Here is a 23,293-nt window from a genome sequence, read left to right as displayed (position 1 = left end):
CGAAGTGTCATCGGTCAGAGTCATAAAACCTATGTGAGTTTCGGCAACTGTGCCTGAATGGGTATGCCTCTCTCATCCAAACCGGGTCATGAATGGGACGGCGCCGAATGTAGTCATTAGGGTGACAAGTTCATTACCTCAGTCCTGTACTGTCACCCATTTCCCCTTTTGACCTGACACGAAACGGTGGATAGATCCGTCCGGGTCTCTTTGCCACAGGTGGATCCAGTGGTTGTGCAACAGGCTGGCCACGTTCAGGTGTCGATTCAGGATGGTATCGATACGTTCTTTGGGCGCATCGACGATCACCGTCAGTCTGACTGGTTCGTGCCGCCAGGAGGTGCCGTCGTGAAGTGACTGTCGGGATAGCCCTATCCTCAGGTCACCGCCGTTTCCCTCAAAGACACCGATGCGGCCCCCTACGACGTTGTGAAGAACTTTATTGCCGCTACCCATGTGATCGGGATCGCTGGTGCTGGCGTGATATTGCCAGTTGATCCAGCAGGCAACCATCAAAGGTCCGGTCAGCAAGGCTTCAAGAACGGCTCCCTGCGGATCTGCGCGCCGGTTGTAATCATGCAGAAAGACCCTGCCTTGGAGATCCAGGGTTTTTGTGAGATCACGCTGGCCGAAGATGATGGCCGCATTGCCAGCCAAGCCCCACTCGGGACGGGTCTGGGCACCATCATTGGCCCGCCGGCGCAAGCTCTTTAGCAGGCTTGACTCCGATAGAGACGGTTCCAGTCCGAGTGACCCTGCTCTTTCTGCCCGGGCCTTGTCCCCAGCGAGTCTGAATTGCTTCTGGATCTGGGCACACTGCTGCTGAATTGATTCTGGCAGCAGGTCAAGGTCAAAGCACGTTATCTCGTCTGTTGTCGTGTTGTGAACGGCGGGGACGAATGCTGTATGTTCAGGAATGTCAACGCTGAGTTGTTTTAGTCCTTTGCGTACACCCTGTTCGTTGAGCAGGCTGGCAAGGGCTCTCGCATTGACTTGACCCGATTGGCCGCCACAGGCGCCGCAGTCAAGTGCGCATGCATGTGCATTGTTGGCAGACTGACTTTCGTGTCCAACCAGGAGTACCACTGGGGCGAACCTGAGCAATCCCATCGTGCTCAGGATGCCTGCTGCAAGAGAGATTTTCGTGTCGAGATCGGGGGTGGTAAGAACTGGTCGCAGAATTGAGCGATATCTGGCCGGAACCCCTGTCAGATCATCGTTTGCCGCTTTGCTTTCTGACGGCAAAAGCCAGCCGGAAAGCTTTCTGACATAGGTGAGTCCGAGCGTCTCGACAAACGAGAACGCTGCGCTGGGCCAGTGGCTGGCTGCCTGCCACGGTTGTCCGCTCGCAAAGTTGCGATACCGGCGATCAAGCAGTTTTGTCTGGCTGAGTGACACAGACTGTCTTGCTGGCGTAACTGGCGTAACTGGCGTGATCACGCGATCGGTCACGTTCATGGAGGGCGTAAACAGGCCCGGCAGTTGTGCTCTGCTGGCTGACGTGCCCGCAGGTGTGTACAACACGGGCATCCCAAAGAATCCGGCAAAGCCAATGGTCTGGGCTTGCGGATTGACCGTTTCGATCGCACGCCGCATGGGTTCACTGCGGACATCGATGCAGAACACAGCCTGAAAGGCAAGGCACGACGGGGCGTCGGTTACGGGGAGCCGCGGTGCTGGTGTCCTCAGTTTGGCGAGCAGTTTACGCTGGTAGCTGATGTCCAGCGCAGACTGCCAGATCTCGTCGATGTGTAGCGTGCTGTCTGCTTGCCGCAGGGTTTCAGAGGCGCGTGCCCACTGGCTTCTCATGGCTGCGAATGCGTGTCTGGAGCTGTCTGCACTTTTACACTCAAGGAGCAAGGCGCCCCACGCAAGGCGAATGGCAAGTAGTTGATGCAGATGGTTGTCCTTCTCGCCACGAAGACGCGCCTGCCAACCAAGATGGGCACACCAGGAGGCCCAGCCATTGACCGTTAGCAGGACGGCTTCGAAGTAGTCAGCCCAGACGGCCTCTGGCAGGCCGATTCGGCCCAGGACACGGGTAAGCGCAGCGTCGGCGTCAATCGCGATTGAACGTGTGGCTAGTCCAAGATCAGGTAACCCCATCAGTGTACCGATCCCGTGATCCCTGCTCAAAGTCTTGCGCCAGAATGTGTAGAGACCCTGGTCGCGATCAGGATGCCAGTCTGCTTGATCCTGATCGAAGTACGCTGCGCAGGTCTGACTGATCTGGTGCGTGATGGCCTGACGCCAGTTCAGGCGTGTGTGGCGCCCCGGGTCATCGTCTAGCACATCCATCAGCAAGGGCAGGCGTGGCAAAGCGGGTTCAGTGTTCAGTGCCTGAATGCAGATACGAGTGCTTAACGCGTGATCGGCTGACTGTCCATCCTGTCCTGTGGCACCGCACCCTCTGAGTGCCTGTTCCAGATCCTGGATGTGAATCCTTCCGTCTTGCCAGGCTTGCCGAAAGTATGCGCGCGGCGGGAAGACATGGATGCCCGCAAACACCGCCATTCTGGTAGCGATCTCACGCAGCGGTCGTTCTGTTCGCTGGTGATAAGGGTTGACAGCGATGGACTGGTCCAGTGGCCAGGCAGGGGCGATCGCATGGCAGGCTTGTGCAGCGGCCCGCTTGCATGTCAACCGCATCCGCGCATTGACCGCCGTGCTGGTGTCCCTGTCCTCAAATATCGCAGTGGTGCTCATGATGCCGTTCCGTAAGAAATGATTTTTGACGTGCAGGTGTGAGTCGTCTCGAACTCAGTCTTTCAGGGCATGGTCGGCCTATCGCCGCCTGCCATCCAGAGCCGGCTGGCTGTGCGTCGATTTGATTGATCGGGCATCCACTGACCCGGCCACAGACGCAACGTCATGCGGGTATAGAGCTCGTCAACATAGAACCCGGCGTAGCTCCAGCGCCTGAGCGTTTCCAGCCTGGCAGGACAGACCTGCATGCAGACCAGAACTGCGTAGAAAGCGCTCATTGCCAGCGCGCTCACCCATCCAGCGATCGGTGCGGGTGAGTCAGTCACCCCGAGTGGCACCAGATGGGTGATCCTGATGATCAGTGAGAGCATGACAATGAGTGCGAAGGTGCTTGCCAGTTTCCAGAGATGGATTCTGAAGGAGAACCGGTGAAGGTTCGCGGGTTGCCGGCCTTGCCAGAACAAGGGCGACCAGGCCATGGCCAACAAGACAGCCCACCAGATTGGCAGACCCGTCGCACCGGTGCTTTGGACTGGCAGGCTGATCATTGGAATCGTGATCAGCAAGGCCAGTGCCGGAGCGGCTACCAGGTTTGGCCAGGTGTATTGGACAGGCTGATGCATGCGACGTACCCGGGTGTCCTGTACAGTGCTTGACGCTCGCAGGAATGCGTGTGCTTTGTAAAGCGAGTGACCAATCAGATGAAGGGCTGCCAGGGTATAAAGTCCAAGACCACACTCGAGCACCATGAATCCCATCTGGGCGATGGTTGACCATGCGAGTCGCACCTTGATGCTGACACGGGTCAGAATCACCAGTCCGGCCAGCAATGTGGTGGCAAGGCCCATCACAATCAGGATCCATCTGGCCCAGATGACTGAGTCAAGTAGCGGAGCCAGTTGTATCAGCACAAATCCGCCAAGATTGACAACACCTGCGTGCAACAGTGCGGACACGGGAGTCGGGGCCTCCATGACCTGTGTCAGCCACCCATGGGCTGGCAACAGTGCGGTGCGAATGAGGATGGCCACGACTAGCAGTATTGAGCCAATCTGGAGTGTCAGTCCTGCCGAGCCTGCTGCGAGGTGGCTTTCCAGCGCGGCAAGCGAACCCTGCCCCACTTCGAACCAGATCAGTCCTGCGGCCAGTATGAGCAGAAGATCTGCAATCCGGTCGGCCAACTGCTTCTTGCGGGCGGCCAGAAGCGCAAACGGGCGGTCCGGGTAAAAGCAGAGCAGCTTCTGCATGGAGAGGCCAACGGCAGACCAGGCGGTGATCAGGATGATCCAGTGTTGTGCAAATATGAGCACTTGAACCGAACCAAGTACGCATGCCAGCCAGGTGATGTAGTAGATCTGTCTGTGCTCGCCTTCCAGATAGCGAGCCGAGAAGGTGCTGATCACAAGACCTAGACCCTGCACCAGCAAGGCGAAGATGACTGAGAAGCGGGTTAACCCAAGCCAGTCCTGAATGATCCAGACAGGGTCTGTGCCTGGGTGAGCTACCCAGACTGCCACAGCTGCGATCAGGGATGCGAGCGCGGTGATGGCAGTGAGTCGCCTGAACTTTTTCCATGCTGCATGGGCAGACGAGTCAGTGGCTTGTCTGGCCGTGAGCGCGATCGCGTAGAGAATCAGGACGCTCGGTACAAACAGAGCCAGGCCCGAGACAAGAGCAATGGTGAATGACATGGTGTGGGGAGGAATAAGGTGGTCGGATGTCGAACAGATCTCATGATGAAGGCGCTTGGTTGTTCTGTAAAATACATATATAAGAATCTATTGTTCTTTTATAAAGAACAATCAAGGCAAGTGAATGTCGAACTACCTCGTGCACGTCTCGCGCCTTGTGTCGCCAGACCTGATGCAGGTCGATCCGAAAGCAGAGAAAGGTGAACCGCATGAACTTGAAAATGGACTTGAAACAACTGAATTTCAATCACCTGTTCTACTTCTGGCGGGTGGCAAAGCTTGGCCATCTGACCCAGGCCGCAAACCAGATCCATATTTCCCAGTCAGCACTTTCGGCCCAGATCCGGCAACTTGAAGATCGACTGGGTGAGTCATTGTTCGAACGTGCAGGGCGCTCGCTCACATTGACAGCCACGGGTCAGATGGTGTTCTCGTACGCAGAAAACATCTTTGGGCTCGGTCAGGAGATGCTTGGCAGACTTCAGGGAAGCCGCGATGGTCTGGTCTCGGTCCGGGTAGGCAGCGTGGCCACCATGTCAAGAAACTACCAGGAGAACCTGCTTCGGCCGCTTTTGAGCGATTCAACTGTCACGCTGACACTTGAGTCCGGATTGCTGGAAGGGCTGCTGGATCGACTGATCAGGCATCAGCTGGATCTGGTGCTAGCCAACGAACCGGTTTCGTCTGATGCACAGCGTCCCTTGCTATGCCGGTTTCTGGGTAGTCAGGCGATCTGTGTGGTGGGGCCTGCGAATCCGTGGCAGGCGCGATCCCTGCGAATACCTGAGGATCTGGATGGCATCGAGATTGCCGTGCCAGGATTGCGTCACGCACTCAGGGGGCAGTTTGAGGCGTTGTGTATTGCAGCCGATGTGAAACCAAGGATTCGTGCCGAGGTTGACGACATGGCCATGCTCCGTCTGATTGCGCGTGACAGTGGTTGGTTGACGTTGCTGCCGGAAGTCGTAGTGCAGGACGAGCTGGGGACAGGAATGCTGACCGTAGTCGGGCAGTCAGATGATCTTCAGGAGAACTTTTATGCTATTACGACTCCGCACAGGCACCGGATCGAACGCCTTGACCGGTTGATCATGCGACGCGGTCAGGCCGGGCCGCCTGATCAAGGTCCCCGGTCCCAGTAAAAGAGCTTCTGTTCGCTCCCTTGTTCAGCGGATCTCAGGTGCGCGGTATGGAGCCTTTGGCGTCAGGGTTGGCAAGAAACCGGAAATCAACGCCCTCATCCGCCTGGTTGATTTCGTCAAAGTACAGTTTCTCGTAGCCCCTGGCTGCCCCGCGTGGTGAAACCGGGTTCTGATGCTTTCTCTGCGCCAGCTCCTCTTCACTGACCAGCAGGCTGAGCTCTCGCCTGGCCACGCTCAGTCTGATGCGATCCCCTGTCTGCACCCAGGCGAGTGGGCCACCGTCAGCAGACTCCGGCGTGACGTGCAGAACGATGGTGCCAAAGGCGGTTCCACTCATGCGTCCATCAGAAATTCTGACAATGTCCTTGACGCCAGCGCGGGCGAGCTTGGCCGGGATAGGTATGTATCCTGCTTCGGGCATACCAGGGCCTCCCTTCGGACCGATGTTCTTCAAAACGATGATGTCCTGGTCGCAGATGTCCAGGTCTGGGTCGTCAATGCGGTCAGCGAGATCCTGCGCGTTCTCGAACACGACAGCCCGTGCTTCATGCTCCATCAACCCGGCATCAGCAGCTGATTGTTTGATGATTGCACCGCCTGGCGCAAGGTTGCCCCTGAGTACGGCCATCCCACCTTGCGGATAGACGGGGTTGCTTAGTGGACGGATGACAGTCTGGTCGAAGGAATCAGGGCGGGCATCGAGCTCTTCTCCGAGCGTTCTGCCGGTCACGGTCATCGCATCCAGATGTAAAAGCGGCCTAAGCTCGCGCAGCAAGGTCGTCATGCCGCCGGCCGCATGAAAATCTTCCATGTAATGTTGTCCAGAGGGTTTGAGGTTGACCAGCACCGGTGTCTCTCGCCCCATTCTGTCAAATGCTTCCAGATCGATGGTGTAGCCCGTGCGACCGGCGATTGCAGTCAGGTGGATGAGACCGTTGGTTGAACCGCCAATGGCAAGTAACACACGCATTGCATTCTCGAATGCATCGGCCGTCAGAATCTGGTCGATTGTCAACCCCCGCCGAGCCATGTCGACCGCAGCGGTTCCGGTCTGTTCAGCAATGCGCATCCGGTCTGCCGTAACGGCTGGCGGTGAGGCTCCTCCCGGTACGGTCATGCCAAGTGCCTCGGACAGGCAGGCCATGGTACTGGCGGTTCCCATCACCGAGCATGTGCCGACACTTGCAACGAGCTGGTCGTTGACCTCTCTGATTTCGTTTGCATCGATTTCGTTCGCCCTGTATTTGCCCCAGAAGCGACGACAGTCAGTACAGGCACCGACACGCTCCGACCGATGCGAACCGGTGAGCATTGAGCCTGTGATGAGCTCAATGGCAGGAATGCCGGCACTGGCCGCACCCATTAACTGGGCCGGCACGGTCTTGTCGCAGCCACCGATCAGCACCACAGCATCCATTGGCTGGGCGCGAACCATCTCCTCTGTGTCCATTGACATCAGATTGCGTAGGTACATGCTGGTTGGCCTGGAGAAGCTCTCGTGCAGCGAGATGGTTGGAAACTCCATCGGCAGCCCTCCTGCGAGCATTATGCCGCGTTTGAGTGCTTCGAGCAGTTGCGGCATGTTGCCGTGACACGGGTTGTAAGCGCTGCCAGTACTTGCTATACCGATAATGGGCTTGTTCAGCACCTGATCGGTATAGCCAGCTCCTTTGATGAAGGCTTTGCGTAAAAACATAGAGAAGCCTGCATCTCCGTACTGGGTCAGACCTCTGGACAGGCCGCCGGATTGCCCAGACCGGGATTCAGCCTGTCCTGATCTGCTTTGTTGCCCTTGTTGCTGACCCGGCAAGCCAGGTTTGTCGGATTGATTGTCTGCATTGGCCATGTTGAGATTCCAGCAGTGAGAGGGTTGTCTGGATAAAGTATGACTGATTGATTTCTGGATGGCGAGTCGTGCGACCTGGGGTGAATGCTTGCGTTTGCGGCGAATGAACGTGGCCGACTGGTATTCTTCAGTTCAGAGTGCCTGAAGAGCCCTTTGTGGCGTGATACGTAGTCGAGGCCAGCAATTGATCGTCGATCGGATGTTTCGCGGATTTCTGATGTGTCTGGTGATGCTGGCCGTCTCCTGCGCGGCGTCGGCACAGAGTTTTCTGCTGCAGACTGCGTACTATGATGACTCGTCAGGAAGACTGACGGTTGACGAGGTCATGGCGCAATCGTTCACCGTCTTCGATGGCATGCTCAGCGAAGGCTATACGGACTCGGTCATATGGCTACGTATCCGCGTGAAGGCGTCAGACAAACCGCTGTATCTGACGGTCAAGCCGCATTTTCTGGACACTCTGACGCTCTACACGTCCACTGCGGTACCGGGTGTCTGGAGCACCCAGGTTGCGGGAGACAGGGTGCACAATCAGGGTGACGAGCGCCTGAACGAATCTCATATTTTCGAGATTGAGCCCCGACAGGAAACTACCTATTACCTGCGGGTCAAGACGACCAGCACGGCCATGATCGAGGTCCAGGTGCTGACGTTTTCCGACTGGTATGTCCAGAACATGCGGACTCAGAGCTTTCAGGTTCCTTTCATCGGCCTGATGTTTGCGATTCTGTTATGGGCGACTAGCGACTTCATCGTACGACGGGAGGCGCTGGTTGGCTGGTTCGTGGCCGTTCAGGTCATGCAGATTCTGTTCAGTCTGGCGCTGATGGGTTATCTGGCGGTGTTTCTGCCGCACTCATTCAATCTCGATCTGTTGACCTCCGTCATTATTCAGGGGTCGATCGCTGTGACCATGCTCTTTCATCGCATGCTGATCCGGCCGTTTCAGCCCAGCCGGTGGGCAGTTCGAGTCCTGGATTTTTTGATCTTCCTGGCAGCAATCGAAATCACGCTGATTCTGTTTGGATTCCCGCGACAGGGGTTGCAGCTCGGCACGATCAATTTGTTGTTTTTCATTCCAACATTGCTATGGCTCGGTTACTCCACGAAGGTGGATGCCGTTCCAGGACGTATTGCCCTGAGAGTCGCCTACAACGCACTGGCACTGGCTCTGGCGATCGTTATCATGCCATTGCTTGGCTGGGGGCAGAGCGTCGATTTCTACATAAACGCGCTCACCACGCAAGGCGTGGTCAGTGCCATCATCATGGGCGTCTTTCTTTACAGACGTTCTAGCGAGATGGAGAAAAGCGCGATTGCTGACCAACTCAAGCTCGAACGAGTCGAGCAAGGGTTGCGGGACCATCAGCTCAAGCTCGATGAGCAAAGGCAGTTCATGGACATGCTCTCTCATGAGCTTAAAACGCCTATCAGCGTGATTCAGCTAACGCTTGACACTCTGAGTTTCCCTGACAAGAAGCGCGTACGTCTGGAGAGAGCCTTGCGTACCATGTCCGAGGTGATTGACCGTTGCAGATTGTCGACGCAGATTGACGAGCAGCGTCTGAGTGTTGTCAACGAATCGTTTGATCTTGCCGAGATGGTTGAGGAGGTCACGGACGCATGTCTGGAGCCAGGCAAAGTCGATCTCGATGTCGACTCCGTGATGGTGGACTCTGATCGTCAGCTGTTGTCGGTCGTGATACACAATCTAGTCGACAACGCGATCAAGTATTCACCAGCGACGGCCCGTGTCAAGGTTGAACTTGGTACGGCAACTGGACGGTTTGCTCGGGGCACGAGTCTGACCGTTACGAACAAGTTTCTGGGGAATCAACCACCGGACAGCAGGGCTATCTTCGAGAAGTATGTCAGAGGCCCGACAGCGACCGGATTGTCCGGCTCCGGCCTGGGCTTGCACCTGTGCAGACGCCTGGTACAAATGCTCGGTGGCAGCCTGACTTGTCAGGTTCTGGATCATCAGATTGTGTTTACGCTCTGGCTGCCCGATTCTGCCTGAGCGTGTGCTTGCTTTGCGGGTGAAAAAAAAGTCGCCCTCAACCGTTTGGTTGGGGGCGACTGGAGGCGGTCAGCTGCGGTGAGGCGTCAGGCCTTGTGCGGATCCGTTTCAAGTTCTGTGAGATTGAACAGGTGACCGCTGCGCGATCCTTTGGTGTACAGATAGCCACGATTATGACGGTTAGCCGGAAAAATGTGGGCAACTCTCTCAACCACCTCGACATCAAGACTGGTCAGTGAGTCCACTTTACGCGGATTGTTGGTCAGAAGTCTCACTTGTTTGACTCCTAGCAGCTTGAGCATCTGCACGGCACCGTGATAATCCCTTTCGTCTTCCTCAAATCCCAGGTCCAGATTGGCATCGACTGTGTCACGTCCTTGATCCTGAAGTTTGTAGGCACGCAGTTTGTTGATCAGTCCGATGCCGCGACCTTCCTGTGCCATGTAGAGAACAATGCCGCTGCCAGCCGTTGCCATCAGAGCGATCGCTCCTCGCAACTGATGTCCGCAATCACACCGCAGCGAGCCAAGCAGGTCCCCGGTATAGCACTCGGAATGAATCCTGATCAGAACGGGTGCATTCAGGTCTGGTTCACCGACAATGATTGCCAGATGCTCCGAGCCACCGTCAAGAGGTCTGAAGGCGACGATGCGCGTATTTTCCGAGTCCTCGAGAGGGACTCGAGCCTGAGCAACAACTTGCAACTGGCGAGTCGCCTCATGCAGACCTTGCCAGATTTCTTCAGATGAAATTTCCAGCACGCTGTCAAACGATCCTGACGTATCAGCTTTCGTAGCCAGTACCGCCGGAAGCAGGCCTGCGTGCTTGGACAAGGCGATGACAGCCTGGGCGACTTTTCCACCTCGGGTCACCGTGACGTCTTCCAGATCAAACGCTGCTGCTTCCGATGCCCAGAGCGGACTCGCTGGATCAGCGATTCGCTCGATCAGCGTTTGTGTGATGACGTCAAAACCGTGCAGGCAGTAGACAGTCGCGTCACGTTCCACGTCAAATCCAAGGCGACTTGCGCGCTGACCGGTAATGACCAGACTGGGCTCGCCACTGGCAAGTTGCATGAAAGTTTCAAGAGCCGTTTCGTTGACAGTCTCCGCAGAACTGATCCAATATGCTTCCTGACCCGCACGAACCAGAATGATTCCGGATCGTCGTAACTCGCTGATCACACGATCCAGACGAGTCAGGGCAGTCGATTCTGCCCTTAAAATTTCTGAAAGAGTTGCTGCAGGAATATTCATGAGCGTAATGGAGGAAGGGAAATCACAGACAGAAGAATCTGTCAACGAAGTAATCTTACTGCTAAACCCTAGTAGTGACCCCAATGTCCATTCTGATAAGCAGTGACTTTTACAGTTATGCAACAAAAAGCGCACACCGGGCCTGTTTGGTCTGAAATCCTTATTGACAAGTTCCCGCAAAGTGGCCAGATTGTCATTGCACAACTGGGTCAATCTCTGGACGGACAGATCGCGACTGCGACTGGAAAGTCCAAGTACATTAACGGTCAGGCAGGGCTGGAGCATCTACATCGCTTGCGCGCCTGGGCCGATGTCGTGCTGGTGGGAGTCGGGACTGTTCACGCCGATGACCCACGCCTGAATGTTCGACTGGTTGAAGGACCTGACCCGGACCGTGTTGTGATTGATCCGAAGGGGCGTGTTCCAGTAGAGGCCCGCATGTTCAGTGAAGGAGATGTGCGCAAGGTACTGATGACAGCGGGGGTCACCCATGTCAAAGGGTTGCCTGACTGCGTGGAAGTTGTCAGTCTTGGCGAACAAGGGGGCGACATTGCGCCAGGCGAATTACTGGACTGGATGGCTCGTCAGGGATGGTACAAGGTGCTGGTCGAGGGTGGGGCAACAACTGTGACCCGATTCCTTCAGGCGGACTGCCTCGATTACTTGCATCTGATTGTGGCGCCAGTCCTGCTGGGTGAGGGTACGCCCGGATTACGGCTTGCGCCGGTCCGGGACCTTGCTGCTGCCAGGCGATTTAGTGCGAGCACGTTTGCGCTGGGTCAGGAGCAGCTGGTTGTGTGTCGCTTTTGATGAGCGACTCGCTGAACCGTCGTGCTGATTCGATCCACGAAGGAAGTTCGTGCGCATGCTTGCGCGATGCCTGAGCTATCTTCTGCCGCTGCTCGGGATGCGAGAGCAACTGGGCAATTGCCTTTGAAAGCGATTCGACATCACCGGGTTCGACCAGAATGCCGGTTCCGGGGGCGACCGTCTGAGCGGTCGCGCCGCCTGTTGTTCCGATGACCGGTAGTCCCCGGGCAATGGCCTGTGCGTAGGCCATGCCATATCCCTCGTAATGCGACGCAAGCACAAAAAGATCTGCCTGTGCGTATTGATGTTCGAGAGCCGAGGGCTCCAGTGCACCAAGTAGTCGAATCCGGTCGCTCATTCCGAGTCGTGTAATCTGGGTTGTTAGCGCCTCGAAGACGATGGGGTCTCGATCGGGGTCGCCGACGATCCGTAGCTCCCAGTCTAGCGTCTGGAGTGATGCCAGGGCTTGAACCAGAACATCGTATCCTTTGCGCGCAATGATGGATCCGACGCTCAGCAGGATGGGTGACGCAGAGTGTTCGCGGCACGACACTTCTCCATCGTTGTGCGAGGCCTGCGTGTCAAGCGCCGGGCGTTCAGTGCCGGGAACGACAACGGAAACTCGATCTGGTCCAATGGCGAACAAAGATTCGAGTGTGGCTGCAGTGGTCGGACTGTTGACGATGACATGCCGGGCGTGTGCCAGCGCCTGTGCTTCCGATGCCAGCAGCGCTGTGGACTGTTCCGGACTCAGACCGGATTCGAGTCCGAGAGGGTGGTGTACCAGTGCTACAAAGCCTCTGGATATGGGGGCGCTGGCGCATCCTGTGACAGCAGCACCAGTGCGACGGGCAAATACTTTGGCGAGTGGGCCGATAGCACCAAGGGCAAGACCGTCAATCACCAGTAGTGAGTCGGCTGGAACGATTGCCAGTTGATCTGCGGCAGCTGCCAGGGCTGCCGCATCAGAAAATGGAAATGCGTCGCCCAGACTCAATCGTTTGACGGTCCAGCCCAGGTTTTCCAGCTCGTGGATGATGTGTTTGTCATAGAGGTACCCGCCCGTCAGGGTGTCGAGATCACCCGGGTAGGCGAATGTCAGGACTGGGGCCACAGTTTGCCTTCATACCAGGCCCGTGCGACGTGCGATTCGGAAATCAGGACCTTGATTGAATCAAGGTCCTCGCCCTTCCTGCCGAGCTCGCCATTGCGGGCCGCCTTCGCAAGACCGTCAAACAGGTATTTGGTCAGGAATTCGGTGGTTGTGTTCTGCCCTTTGAATAATTCCACCTCGTCCAGGTTGCGGTAGTTGATCGGAGCAAGCAGTGACTTCAGCACCTCATGCGCGCGTCCAATATCGATCACGATGCCGTTCTCATCGAGCGACGTGGAGAACACCGCTGCGTCAACGACAAACGTGGCGCCATGCAGCGCCTGAGCCGGGCCAAACACCGCGCCGCGAAACGAGTGGGCGATCATGATGTGATCGCGAACTTCAACAGCAAACATGATTAATTCACTCCGTCAGGGTACTGGATCACCTGGCACAGACGATCCGAGCCAGGTTTAAAAATGCTGGAAATTTCTTCAGGCAGACTTTCAAACGGGATGGGTGTCTCAAGTAGTGCATCCAGGCAAGGATCTGACAACATGCTCATCGCCGCAGTCAGTCTGCGGCGATAGTTCCAGCGTGGAGCATGGGAGGATTCGATGTGGCCGACCTGACACGATATCAGCCTGATCTGCTGGCTATGGAACGCCTGCCCAAGTGCAACGGGAACCGTTTGGTCGCCGTACCAGCTTAGTTCGACGACGCTTGCCTCGTTTCCGGCAAGCGCCAGCGCGCTGGATAGTCCGGCTGCAGTCGCGCTGGCGTGAAACACGACGTCGCAATTGTCCGTTCCCTCCGTGGTCTCGCAGTAGTTGAGCCCAAGTTGCTTGCAAACGCTGGCCCGACTCGGCTGCGGGTCTATAACAGTGACTTGCGCACCGGGCAGGTCGCGGCACAAATAAGCGACCAGCAATCCAATCAGTCCTGCGCCTACGACAGCGATGCGATCAGATGCACACGGCTTGCCCGTCCAGACCGCGTTCAGTGCTGTTTCCATGTTCGCCGCGAGTACCGCACGCTTGGGACTGACCGAAGGTGGCACCGGAACGAGTGCTGACGACTGATGACGTAACAGGGTCTGGTGGGGGCTAAGTGAGAATACGTACTGGCCGAGCAGGTACGAAGGGCCCTGGATAACCTGTCCCACGTGGCAATAACCATACCGGACCGGAAACGGAAACTTGCCGCCCATGAAAGGAGCCTGCATACGCTCATACTCGGATGCGGGGACCCGGCCATGAAAGATCAGGGACTCGGTTCCGCGACTGATTGCGCTGTAGACGGCGCGCACAAGACATGTCTGCTCACCCGGATCCTCTGGATTCTCCAGATCTTCTGTCCGTATCTCAGCCTGTCCTGGACTGACGTACCAGATTGCCCTGGTTTGGCGCGGTGTGGTTTGCACGCAATAAACCCATATTCGGTTGCGGAATACTGTTCCGCTGGCTGAGGGCGCTGCCCTATACTGATCAAAGCAATTCAATTATAGGGTGCAACAAACTGTCACAGTGCAGGTCGCGCAACGCGGTTCTGCAGGGCGTTTGGTGAATTCGTGCCCGATTGGGTGAGCTTGAATGGAAGCTGCCATGTCTCGCGATCTTGTTTGACTGTCGCACTCGAAAGCCTGCCCGAGCGGTTTGACTCCTGCCTTTACTTTCCGGATCTTCAATGATGACGCGTCGTCGTGTCCTGTTCGTTTCGCTTGTCCTGCTGACCGTCCTTTCTCTGGTCTGGCTGATGATCACGGTTTTACCGGCCGGTCCCTCGGCTTCCTGGTTTCATTGGGTGATCGTGGTTGCGTTTGCATGTGTTCTGCCGTGGACAGTGATTGGCTTCTGGAACGCCTCAATCGGTTTGCTGATAGACCTGTTGAGTCGCAACCCGCTTCGCGTTGTCAACGCTGGTGCTGCCCAGACGCCGGAGGACCTTCCACTGACCGAGTCAACAGCCTTGTTGCTTTGTATCCGCAACGAGGTGCCGGATCGTCTTGTCAGAAACCTGCAGGCGATGATCTCGAGTCTGGGCAAGAGTCCTTACCACAACAAGTTCCATGTGTACGTATTGAGCGACACCACTGACGTCGCCGTGGCCGCAATGGAGCAAAGGATGTTCGGGGTGCTGGCCGACCAGTGGGCTGGAAAGATTTCCGTAACTTACCGCAGGCGGGATAATAATCGCGCATACAAGGCGGGCAATATTGAAGACTTCTGCGATCGCTGGGGGCATTTGCATACGTTCGCCCTCGTGCTGGACGCTGACAGTCTGATGGATGCCAGCGCAATCGAAAGACTGGTCCGTGTCATGACAGCCAACCCTCAGATCGGCATCTTGCAGGGACTGGTTGTCGGTTTGCCGTCCAGGAGTGCGTTTACGCGCCTGTTTCAATTTGGTATGCGACTCGGTATGCGCTCCTATACGCTCGGAAGCGCCTGGTGGCAGGGAGATTGTGGACCGTACTGGGGGCACAATGCGGTCCTGCGCATCAAACCGTTTTCTGAGGGATGCCGGCTTCCTGTCCTGGCTGATCGCCACGGCAAGTCATCCTACATACTGAGTCATGATCAGGTCGAGGCAGTTCTGATGCGGCGAGCGGGATATGAGGTCCGCGTATTTCCGCTAGAGGATCAGAGTTACGAAGAGAACCCGCCAACGCTGGTTGAGTTTATTCAGCGAGATCTTCGGTGGTGCGCTGGCAACATGCAATATGTGCACCTGTTGTCGATGACGGGGCTCAAATTCACGAGCCGGGTACAGTTGCTGCTTGCCATTCTCATGTTCGCGGGGGCGCCAGCCTGGATCGTTTTGCTGAGCATGGTCTCCTGGACGCTCGGTACAGATTCTTCGCTACTGGAGCAGATTGATCTGACGCATGCGGGTGTCCTGTTGTTGGCAGTCATGACTATGATGCTGTTGCCTCAACTGGCCAGTGCTATTGGTGTACTGGTCCGGCCGAGTTCTCGCAAGGCGTTTGGTGGCGCGATTCGTTTCGTCACAGGATTGCTATTGCAGATTCTGTTTGCTTTGATGGTCACCCCGATTCTGTGGGTGTCCCAGAGCGTGTTTCTGTTTGGGCTTCTGGCTGGCAAGCGGATTACCTGGGCATCACAGAATCGCGAGGCACACAGGATTGACTGGCTGGATGCAATCAGGAGTTTCGGATTTCATACGCTCGTGGGTGTGGTGATGGCATGGCCTGTATTCGACATGGGGGCGGGCGCCATTCTGATTGCCAGCCTGTTCATGGGCGGACTCTGGTTAGCCATTCCGCTGGCCGTACTGACTTCTCGACCGAAACTTGGGGAATGGCTGGTTCGCCATCGCCTGCTGTGTCTGCCTGAGGAGACCAGGCCGCCACGACTACTTGAAGAGATCGCCCGCAGCATGGCCGTGATCAGCACGCTGCCAGGCCCGAATCATGTTGCCCCCGAGAGCAGGTGATGGCACAAAGACGCACTTCGGGTTTTGTGCAGATTTATCTTCGAGTATTGCGCTTGCTGGGCAGTCAGCGACAGACGGCTGCCAGGCTGATTGGTGCCAACCTGCTCGTGGTTGTGGCAACGCTATCCGAGCCCATTTTGTTTGGCAAAGTGATTGATGCTCTGAGCCGGGCGGCGGGGCAAGTTGACCAGACATCCAGTGGTTTGCCGTCCGCTCTCTGGCAACAGCTTTATCCGTTACTGGGTGCCTGGGTGTTGGTCGGTCTGATCGCGATCATGGCGGGCGCCAGTGTCGCGCTGTTTGCGGATCGTTTGGCACACCGGCGGCGACACGAAGTGTTGCGCGACTATTTCGAACATGTTCTGCAATTACCGGTTCATCACCGTGATGCCCGTCATTCAGGGCGTTTGCTCAAGATCATGTTGCAGGGGACTGATTCAATCGGGGCCTTGTTACTGGGGTTCTTCAGAGATTACTTCGGTGCATTCTCCGCAGCCATCGTGCTGGTACCAGTTGCGCTGTATTTGAACTGGCGGATGGGGATGCTGCTCCTGGTTCTTGGTGCGGTGTTTATCGCTCTGACTCGTCTGATCCTGAGGCGTACCGAATCAATGCAGCGTTCGGTTGAGGGCCATCATTCAAATCTGGCCGAATTTGCGGCTGATACGCTGGGCAATGTGACCCTGGTTCAGAGTTTTGGGCGAATCCAGGCGGAAGTCAGCAGCCTGCGTCAACTCAGCGAGCAGGTGATCAGTGCCCAGTTTCCGGTGCTTTGGTGGTGGGCGATCGTCACGGTTCTGGTCCGGGCCGCCACAACCTTGACGGTGCTGGCTATGTTGATCATTGGCCTGTTCCTGTTCTCTCGTGGTCTTGCTACGGTTGGCGAGATCGTCACGTTCATCGGGTTCTCCGGGGTGATCATCTCTCGTCTTGAACAGACTGTCAGCTTTGCAAACCGGCTTTCAATGGAAGCACCAAAACTGGTCGAGTTTTTCGAGGTGCTGGACAGCCAGCCGGGTGTTGCAGAAGCGGAGAATGCAAGGGATCCTGGGCGGCTTTCTGGAGCGATCAAATTTGATCAGGTCACGTTCAGTTACGACGGACGACGAAGTGCCTTGCGCGCGTTCAATCTGAGTATCGAGCCGGGTCAGACGGTTGCGCTGGTGGGGCTCTCTGGCGCAGGGAAGTCGACTGCCATGTCACTGGTCTATAGACTGTTCGACCCGCAGCAAGGGCGAGTGCTGATCGATGGTCTGGACATTCGGGATATGACCTTGACCGGCCTACGACGAAATCTCGGTGTAGTCTCGCAGGAGGCACTGTTGTTTAATCGGTCGATCGCCGAGAACCTGATGGTGGGTGACCCGAATGCAGATCCAGAGCAGCTCAGAGTGGCAGCCAGCCAGGCCCACGCACTCGATTTCATTGAACGGATGCCCGCCCAGTTTGATGCGCTCGCCGGGGAAAGAGGGCGACATCTGTCGGGCGGTGAGCGTCAGCGCCTGGCAATTGCACGAGTCTTGCTGAAGAATCCACCCATCCTGCTACTTGATGAGGCGACCAGTGCACTGGATGCGGTAACCGAGGCCAGCGTGCAGGAGGCGATTGAACGTGCCAGGCAAGGACGCACCACCCTTGTCATTGCTCACAGGCTTGCAACCGTCAGGCGTGCAGACCGGATTGTCGTACTGGATGATGGCGAGATCGTCGAATCAGGTACATTTGAGGAACTGGCTCGGGCTAAAGGTGCTTTTGCGCAGATGGTTGACAGACAGTTTGGTCGTTCCAGTCTGGCACAGTAGTGATCGAATCAGTGGCAACACGACATAATGCTTAAGGGTGAGGGACATGACGGGTTTTTCTTCGGGCTGGCTGGGATTGAGGGAGCCAATAGACCATGCCAGCCGGAGTGTGGCTGTCAGGAATGCCATGCTTGGCGAATTGCGCCGCGTTCATGGCCGCTCGCTCAGCCGGCTAAATGTGGTGGATATCGGTTGTGGCACGGGGTCGAATCTGCGGGCCGTGGCGCCTCTGCTGGGGCGCGAGCAGTCGTGGCGGCTCGTTGACAATGACCCGATCCTGCTGGAGGCCGCGCGGCACGCGATCAGCGGTTGGGCCGATATGGTCTTGGAGGATACAACCTCCTCACTGACTGTTCGCAAAGGAGTATGCGAAATTCAGGTCGCGTTCGTGGCGGCGGATCTGGCAGAGAATGTTGAAGCAGTGCAAGGCATGTTCGAGGCTGATCTGTTGACAGCCTCGGCGTTGTTTGATCTGGTTTCGGCCTCGTGGCTCACGACATTTTGTGAGCGTCTTTCCTGCCCGCTGTATACGGTTCTGACTTATGACGGGCGCATGCAATGGACGCCGGTGCATCCCCTGGATGTGGAGGTTGTCGAGGCGTTCAATGCGCACCAGTTGACCGACAAGGGGTTTGGGCCAGCTGCTGGCTGGCAGGCTGTCTCGATTCTCGAGCAACAACTCACCCGCAAAGGCATGGTAGTGGTAAAAGGCGACAGTACATGGCATCTTGAAGCAGGTGACGCGCGTTTGCATCATCAGTTGCTGCAAGGCGTGGCTGCTGCCGCGGGCAAGATGCACCAGCTTGGAATGCCGGATATCAATGACTGGCTGGCCTTTCGGCTGGATAGCACGTCCGGATCGATCGGACATCTGGATCTATTTGCGGCGGGGCAGTCCTCATAAACAGGCTGTCCTGTCAAAGCGCAGGAGAATATGACGAAGTGGCTATTGAGTCTGCTAGGTGGAGTCATCCTGTTGGCTCTGGGTGCATGTTTGCTGGTGCTTGTCACCATCAAAACATCCACCGGGGCTGGCTGGATGCTGGAGCGCGCGTTGCGCGCCACAGTTGATCCTGACATTGAAGTGCGTGGGTCGGTCGACGTTGATCTGCTTCCCATGATGACTGTTCGGGCTTCTGGTCTGGTTGCGCCAGCGAATCTCGGACGTGTTCCACAAGCCTGTCTGGCCGACACAGGGGTGAAAGAGGACCCTGTTCACATCGGAGCTCAGAGGGTGGAGTGGGTGCTGGATTGGCAATCGCTCTTTACAGGAAAGATTTTGTTTCCGGTGGTGCAGTTGGATGAACTCAGAATCATGCAGGGTTTGCCTCGGGGCGATCAGGCAACAGGCGACCAGGAAGGCTTGTTAAAGAGCCTGCAAGGGTGGCTGGCCAGCCGCGATACAGGCTGGATGTCACAGCACGCTGAACTACAGGTTGACGAACTGACGATCAATGGACTGACGTGGCAACAATGTGACGCATCGCGTGGCCTGGAGATGCTGGTGCAGGCTAGAAAAGCCGCGGGAGCTTTCAATTTGAAAGCTCGGTCTGACGCTGATGATGAGGCGAGTCTGGGGCTGACCTATGCGACAGGTCAGGTCCGCTTCGAGTCGGATGATCTGTCGGTTGGTGAGTCATTCCTGAATGCGGGTCTGTCGCGATGGCTCAGAGAAAGCAACTATCTAGATGGTGATGCCCTGCAGGTGGAAACGGTGCGCGGCCAGTGGGAGCTCGAATCGGGCGTCGCAACATTAACCTCCTTTTTGCTGGTTGGTGCAGGACCAAATGTTGAACTGGTGTCTGGTGAGGTCGACCTTAACAATCAGACGGTCTCGTTTCTGTTTGATGTGGACACGCAGCGAAGTGGCCAGGGTCTGACCGTGCCTGGTGTCAACATTATCCTGCGACGATCGAAATTGCCCGTTTCAGTGACGGGCGACTGGCATCATCCTGCTGTGGTGGTCGGGCAGGAATAGGGGTCCGGGTAGAACGTTAGGTACGCACAGGTAGATGGTTGTGATCGGTCATGCAGGGTCGATACGAGAATGGCCGCTTTCTGATTATCTTGAATTGTCAAGCAAGTGAGGTGGATTGAATGTCAACGCCGATCGTCGGATGTCCTGAATTGAATCGTGCTGATGCGGACCCCTACGCAAATCGCTGGTTTCTGGTAGACGAGCAGAACCAGTGGGTGACAGGGGCTGGTTTGGATGCTGTCGAGATGCGGATCCAGCATGGCATGCTGGTGCTTCGCGCGCCTGGCATGTTACGGCTCGACATCCCTCTTGATGTGATTGAAGACGATGACAGCGTAAGAATGAACGCACAGGTCGGTGAGCAGGTGGTAGATGTTGTCGATGAGGGCGATCTGCCTGCGGCCTGGTTCAGCAATCTCACCGGACAGTCTTGCCGCCTTGTCAAAGTCCATCCTGAGGCCAAGATGCCTTCCTTCTAGGAAGGGCTCGAGTGCGTTCAGACAGTCAAACCAGTCAACTGTCTGTATTTGGCCATGAGCGTGTCTTGACTTTCCTTCCATTGTGGGTGGATTTCGATGCATTCGACCGGGCACACGACCTTGCACTGAGGCTCATCGTGATGGCCCACACACTCTGTGCATGCCATCGGGTCAATTACATAAAACTCATCTCCCATCGAGATGGCGTCGTTGGGGCATTGTGGTTCACAGACGTCGCAGTTGATGCATTCATCTGTAATTCTGAGTGCCATAGTGATCCCTCCGGAGATCGGGCGTTAGCTGACTTCCTTTCCATCAGGCCAGCTTTGCTCGCGTCGCTCCGTGGCTTTGGCCTGAAGCCAGCGCTCAACTGATGGAAACACGAATTTACTCACATCCCCGCCAAGTATGGCGATTTCCCGCACGATCGTGCCGGAAATAAACTGATACTGATCCGATGGGGTCATGAACAAGGTTTCAACTTCAGGCAACAAATGGCGATTCATACCAGCCATCTGAAACTCGTATTCGAAGTCAGACACGGCTCGCAGGCCTCGCACGATTACGCGACCATTCTGCTCCCTGACAAAGTCCTTGAGCAAACCTGCGAAGCTACAGACCCTGACGTTCGGGTAGTGGCCCAGTACTTCTTTGGCGATTTCGACGCGTTCCTGAATAGAAAAGAACGGTTTCTTGGCATGACTGTGAGCAACGCCCACAACCACTTCGTCAAACAGGCTGGATGCACGGCGAACCAGATCCTCGTGACCACGGGTCATGGGATCAAACGTTCCGGGGTAGATGGCAGTAATCATTTGTTTTCTATGTCACAGTGCGATGGAACAAATGATAGTGTACGCCACCTGCGCGCCCGTATCGCAATGCAACATAACCATCCGGTGCATTGATCTGACAGTCGTTTTCTGCGTAAATCAGACCTTCATCGGTCAATAGTTCACCTGCCTGATTCAAAAGATCCGGAAACCACGCTTGTCCGAAGGGAGGATCCAATAAAATCAGATCAAAGCGTGCCGCTGCACCGCGCGCGAGTACCGTACGAGCGTCCCCTGAGTGGATGCGTACATGACTGGCTTTGAGCCGGTCGCGAAGACTGCGCAGCTCTCGCAGGGCAGTCGGGTTTGATTCGACCATCAGGACGTGGGCAACACCCCTGGAGGCTGCCTCAAAGCCCAGCGCCCCGCTTCCGGCAAACAGGTCTAGAACCTGTTTTTGTGCAAAGTCATTGTCCCAGAGGTGAGAAAGCCAGTTAAATAACGTTTCGCGCACCCGGTCAGGCGTTGGCCGCAGTCCGGGGGCATCGGGTACTTCAATCCGGGTTCTGCGGTACTGTCCCGCCACGATCCGAATATACTTCTTAACCATGTTCAGATTTTTCCGAAAAAAAGACAAGCAACCACCCGTGACGAGTCCGGAGCAACAGGAGCAGCCCTCAGTTGCTTCTGCTCAGATCGATGAAGCGTCCGGGCGGTCAGACGACTTGCGGGTGCCTGATCGGGGTGCTTCGCCTGCCGAAAGCGCATCCGTTGGCCCTTCCAGCCTTCCAAACCCCACTAACGTGGCTCCAGTCATCCCGGTCCGTACAGGGGCGCTTCCGAGTCGTTTCAGGGCAGGCCCTTCACCGGCGTCTGCACCCACACCGCCCAGGTCAACAACCCACGTTGTACCAGAAGATCCGGCGGTTCATCACGGTCATGCGACACAGCACCACGAGGCAGAGCTGCAGCAAGGCAAGCCAGATCCTGAGCAGGTAGAGATCGTAACGCCAGCAAGTGAGTCAGGTGCTCAGACTCAGGCGCCGATATCAGCCAGCTCTGGACAAGCGCTGGCAAACGATGATGCTGCATCGCTGAATGAAGGCACGGAGTCACCAGAGGAGAGCACCGACAAGGTTGTGGTGTCCGAGCCGCTAGCGCCAGATGTGCAATCGCCACAACTGCCCCAGGCGGCACAACCTGCCGGGTCCGTCGCTCGGAAGAAGTCATGGATGGCACGCCTGAAGCAAGGCTTGTCACGGACTGGACGTAGCATTGGCGGTCTGTTTGTGGGCAGCAAGATTGAAGAGTCTCTTTATGAAGATCTTGAATCTGCGCTCATTATGGCGGACGCCGGCGTTCAGGCGGCGACTCAGTTGATTCAGCAGTTGCGTAAGCGGGTCAATCGCGATCGTCTTCAAACGCCGGAACAGGTGCGCGACGCGTTAGTGGATGTGTTGACCGAACACCTCGTGTGTCTCGAAAAGCCTTTTGATGTGGGTCATGTCAAACCCCAGGTGGTCATGATCGCCGGGGTTAACGGTGCGGGCAAGACGACATCTATCGGCAAGCTGGCCTACACGCTGCAAAAGCATCAGTTAAAGGTCCTGCTGGCGGCGGGTGACACGTTCAGGGCAGCTGCACGTGAGCAACTCGTTGAATGGGGGCATCGTAACAACATTGCCGTGATCGCACAGCAGGGAGGCGATCCAGCGGCCGTCGCATTCGATGCAGTCCATGCCGGACATGCCAGGGAGCTGGATGTTGTCATGGTGGATACGGCCGGAAGGTTGCCTACGCAGCTACATCTGATGGAGGAGCTCAAGAAGATCCACCGCGTTATCCGTAAGGCTGATCCCGAGGCGCCACATGAGGTTTTGCTGGTGGTTGATGGCAATACTGGCCAGAACGCACTTGCCCAGATCAAGGCCTTTGATGCAGCTCTGACTTTGACGGGGCTTATCGTAACCAAGCTCGACGGGACCGCCAAAGGCGGAATTCTGGCGGCTCTGGCTGCGGGTACACAGGGCTGTCGGCCTGTTCCGGTCTACTGGGTTGGTGTTGGTGAGCAACTGGAAGATCTGCAGCCATTTGTGGCGCGTGAGTTTGCACAGGCACTGGTTGGTGACTCGGCTAACGAATAGGGAGACGCCTGACTGTCGGGCGAGCGCCTGACAGGCGTCGATTCCCGGCACAGCATTGCCTGCAGCGCGTGAAGCTTGACGCGAGCCAGGTCTGTTT

At 56.5% G+C, this 23,293-nt stretch carries 19 protein-coding genes; 9 read left to right on the top strand and 10 right to left on the bottom strand.

Annotated elements, in window-relative coordinates:
- Positions 1-138: 138 nt before the first annotated feature.
- Together DBV39_RS12165 and DBV39_RS12160 are read right to left on the bottom strand one after the other, a co-directional pair.
- A complete protein-coding gene (locus DBV39_RS12165) occupies positions 139-2,706 on the bottom strand; it encodes a YbcC family protein (RefSeq protein WP_108621752.1) in 2,568 nt (855 codons plus the stop codon).
- 62 nt (positions 2,707-2,768) lie between these two features.
- Positions 2,769-4,397, bottom strand: a complete 1,629-nt coding sequence (locus DBV39_RS12160) for an NADH-quinone oxidoreductase subunit L (protein WP_108621751.1) — start codon at positions 4,395-4,397, stop codon at positions 2,769-2,771.
- Positions 4,398-4,618: 221 nt separating this feature from the next.
- Here DBV39_RS12160 and DBV39_RS12155 point away from each other — a divergent pair, with 221 nt between their 5' ends.
- Positions 4,619-5,539 carry a LysR family transcriptional regulator gene (locus DBV39_RS12155; protein ID WP_108621750.1) on the top strand — a complete coding sequence of 307 codons (921 nt, stop codon included), beginning with the start codon at positions 4,619-4,621 and terminating at the stop codon, positions 5,537-5,539.
- Between the two features lie 34 nt (positions 5,540-5,573).
- Here the strand turns inward: DBV39_RS12155 and DBV39_RS12150 are convergent, their stop codons facing one another.
- Positions 5,574-7,385 carry an IlvD/Edd family dehydratase gene (locus tag DBV39_RS12150; protein WP_108621749.1) on the bottom strand — a complete coding sequence of 604 codons (1,812 nt, stop codon included), beginning with the start codon at positions 7,383-7,385 and terminating at the stop codon, positions 5,574-5,576.
- 160 nt (positions 7,386-7,545) lie between these two features.
- On the opposite strand from DBV39_RS12150, the gene DBV39_RS12145 reads away from it, so the two are divergent.
- The gene (locus tag DBV39_RS12145; protein ID WP_159078926.1) at positions 7,546-9,405 is read left to right on the top strand and encodes a sensor histidine kinase; all 1,860 of its coding nucleotides are present in this window, start codon (positions 7,546-7,548) and stop codon (positions 9,403-9,405) included.
- 86 nt (positions 9,406-9,491) lie between these two features.
- Here the strand turns inward: DBV39_RS12145 and ribA are convergent, their stop codons facing one another.
- Positions 9,492-10,706 carry a GTP cyclohydrolase II gene (gene ribA, locus DBV39_RS12140; protein ID WP_227870613.1) on the bottom strand — a complete coding sequence of 405 codons (1,215 nt, stop codon included), beginning with the start codon at positions 10,704-10,706 and terminating at the stop codon, positions 9,492-9,494.
- 72 nt (positions 10,707-10,778) lie between these two features.
- Here ribA and DBV39_RS12135 point away from each other — a divergent pair, with 72 nt between their 5' ends.
- Positions 10,779-11,471 (top strand): RibD family protein, encoded by a 693-nt coding sequence (locus DBV39_RS12135; protein ID WP_108621746.1) that lies wholly within the window; start codon positions 10,779-10,781, stop codon positions 11,469-11,471.
- Here the strand turns inward: DBV39_RS12135 and DBV39_RS12130 are convergent.
- Genes DBV39_RS12130 through DBV39_RS12120 form a run of 3 tightly spaced genes read right to left on the bottom strand, consistent with a single transcriptional unit; the run spans position 11,416 to position 13,987 of the window.
- Complete coding sequence (locus tag DBV39_RS12130; RefSeq protein ID WP_108621745.1) at positions 11,416-12,585, bottom strand: glycosyltransferase family 4 protein; 1,170 nt, start codon at positions 12,583-12,585, stop codon at positions 11,416-11,418. The genes DBV39_RS12135 and DBV39_RS12130 overlap by 56 nt on opposite strands.
- Positions 12,570-12,980, bottom strand: a complete 411-nt coding sequence (locus tag DBV39_RS12125) for a 6-pyruvoyl trahydropterin synthase family protein (RefSeq protein ID WP_108621744.1) — start codon at positions 12,978-12,980, stop codon at positions 12,570-12,572. The genes DBV39_RS12130 and DBV39_RS12125 overlap by 16 nt, the downstream gene beginning before the upstream one ends.
- A 2-nt stretch (positions 12,981-12,982) precedes the next feature.
- Positions 12,983-13,987, bottom strand: a complete 1,005-nt coding sequence (locus tag DBV39_RS12120) for a zinc-dependent alcohol dehydrogenase (RefSeq protein ID WP_193853026.1) — start codon at positions 13,985-13,987, stop codon at positions 12,983-12,985.
- A 263-nt stretch (positions 13,988-14,250) separates the two neighbouring features.
- Here DBV39_RS12120 and mdoH point away from each other — a divergent pair, with 263 nt between their 5' ends.
- The 5 genes from mdoH to DBV39_RS12095 all read left to right on the top strand — a co-directional run bounded on the left by mdoH (position 14,251) and on the right by DBV39_RS12095 (position 20,279).
- Positions 14,251-16,020 (top strand): glucans biosynthesis glucosyltransferase MdoH, encoded by a 1,770-nt coding sequence (gene mdoH, locus DBV39_RS12115; protein ID WP_108621743.1) that lies wholly within the window; start codon positions 14,251-14,253, stop codon positions 16,018-16,020.
- Positions 16,020-17,822 carry a glucan ABC transporter ATP-binding protein/ permease gene (locus DBV39_RS12110; protein WP_108621742.1) on the top strand — a complete coding sequence of 601 codons (1,803 nt, stop codon included), beginning with the start codon at positions 16,020-16,022 and terminating at the stop codon, positions 17,820-17,822. Before mdoH ends, DBV39_RS12110 begins: the two co-directional genes overlap by 1 nt.
- Positions 17,823-17,868: 46 nt before the next feature.
- Positions 17,869-18,726 carry a class I SAM-dependent methyltransferase gene (locus tag DBV39_RS12105; protein WP_159078925.1) on the top strand — a complete coding sequence of 286 codons (858 nt, stop codon included), beginning with the start codon at positions 17,869-17,871 and terminating at the stop codon, positions 18,724-18,726.
- A 30-nt stretch (positions 18,727-18,756) separates the two neighbouring features.
- The gene (locus DBV39_RS12100; protein WP_108621740.1) at positions 18,757-19,800 is read left to right on the top strand and encodes an AsmA family protein; all 1,044 of its coding nucleotides are present in this window, start codon (positions 18,757-18,759) and stop codon (positions 19,798-19,800) included.
- Positions 19,801-19,919: 119 nt separating this feature from the next.
- A complete protein-coding gene (locus tag DBV39_RS12095) occupies positions 19,920-20,279 on the top strand; it encodes an MOSC domain-containing protein (protein WP_108621739.1) in 360 nt (119 codons plus the stop codon).
- 17 nt (positions 20,280-20,296) lie between these two features.
- On the opposite strand, the gene DBV39_RS12090 is transcribed toward DBV39_RS12095, so the two are convergent.
- From DBV39_RS12090 to rsmD, 3 genes are read right to left on the bottom strand one after another with little or no spacing between them, the layout of a single operon-like run.
- Positions 20,297-20,551 carry a YfhL family 4Fe-4S dicluster ferredoxin gene (locus tag DBV39_RS12090; protein ID WP_108621738.1) on the bottom strand — a complete coding sequence of 85 codons (255 nt, stop codon included), beginning with the start codon at positions 20,549-20,551 and terminating at the stop codon, positions 20,297-20,299.
- Between the two features lie 24 nt (positions 20,552-20,575).
- Positions 20,576-21,094 (bottom strand): pantetheine-phosphate adenylyltransferase, encoded by a 519-nt coding sequence (gene coaD / locus DBV39_RS12085; protein WP_108621737.1) that lies wholly within the window; start codon positions 21,092-21,094, stop codon positions 20,576-20,578.
- Between the two features lie 7 nt (positions 21,095-21,101).
- Positions 21,102-21,662, bottom strand: coding sequence for a 16S rRNA (guanine(966)-N(2))-methyltransferase RsmD (gene rsmD, locus DBV39_RS12080; protein ID WP_108621736.1), 561 nt, complete (start codon positions 21,660-21,662; stop codon positions 21,102-21,104).
- A 529-nt stretch (positions 21,663-22,191) separates the two neighbouring features.
- On the opposite strand from rsmD, the gene ftsY reads away from it, so the two are divergent.
- Positions 22,192-23,196 (top strand): signal recognition particle-docking protein FtsY, encoded by a 1,005-nt coding sequence (ftsY, locus tag DBV39_RS20460; RefSeq protein WP_407669291.1) that lies wholly within the window; start codon positions 22,192-22,194, stop codon positions 23,194-23,196.
- Positions 23,197-23,293 lie beyond the last annotated feature (97 nt).

It is taken from the genome of Orrella marina, from assembly GCF_003058465.1.
Taxonomy (GTDB): Bacteria; Pseudomonadota; Gammaproteobacteria; order Burkholderiales; family Burkholderiaceae_B; genus Algicoccus; species Algicoccus marinus.
Note: the sequence above shows the minus strand (reverse complement) of the source record. Positions and strands in the feature narration are given on the sequence as shown.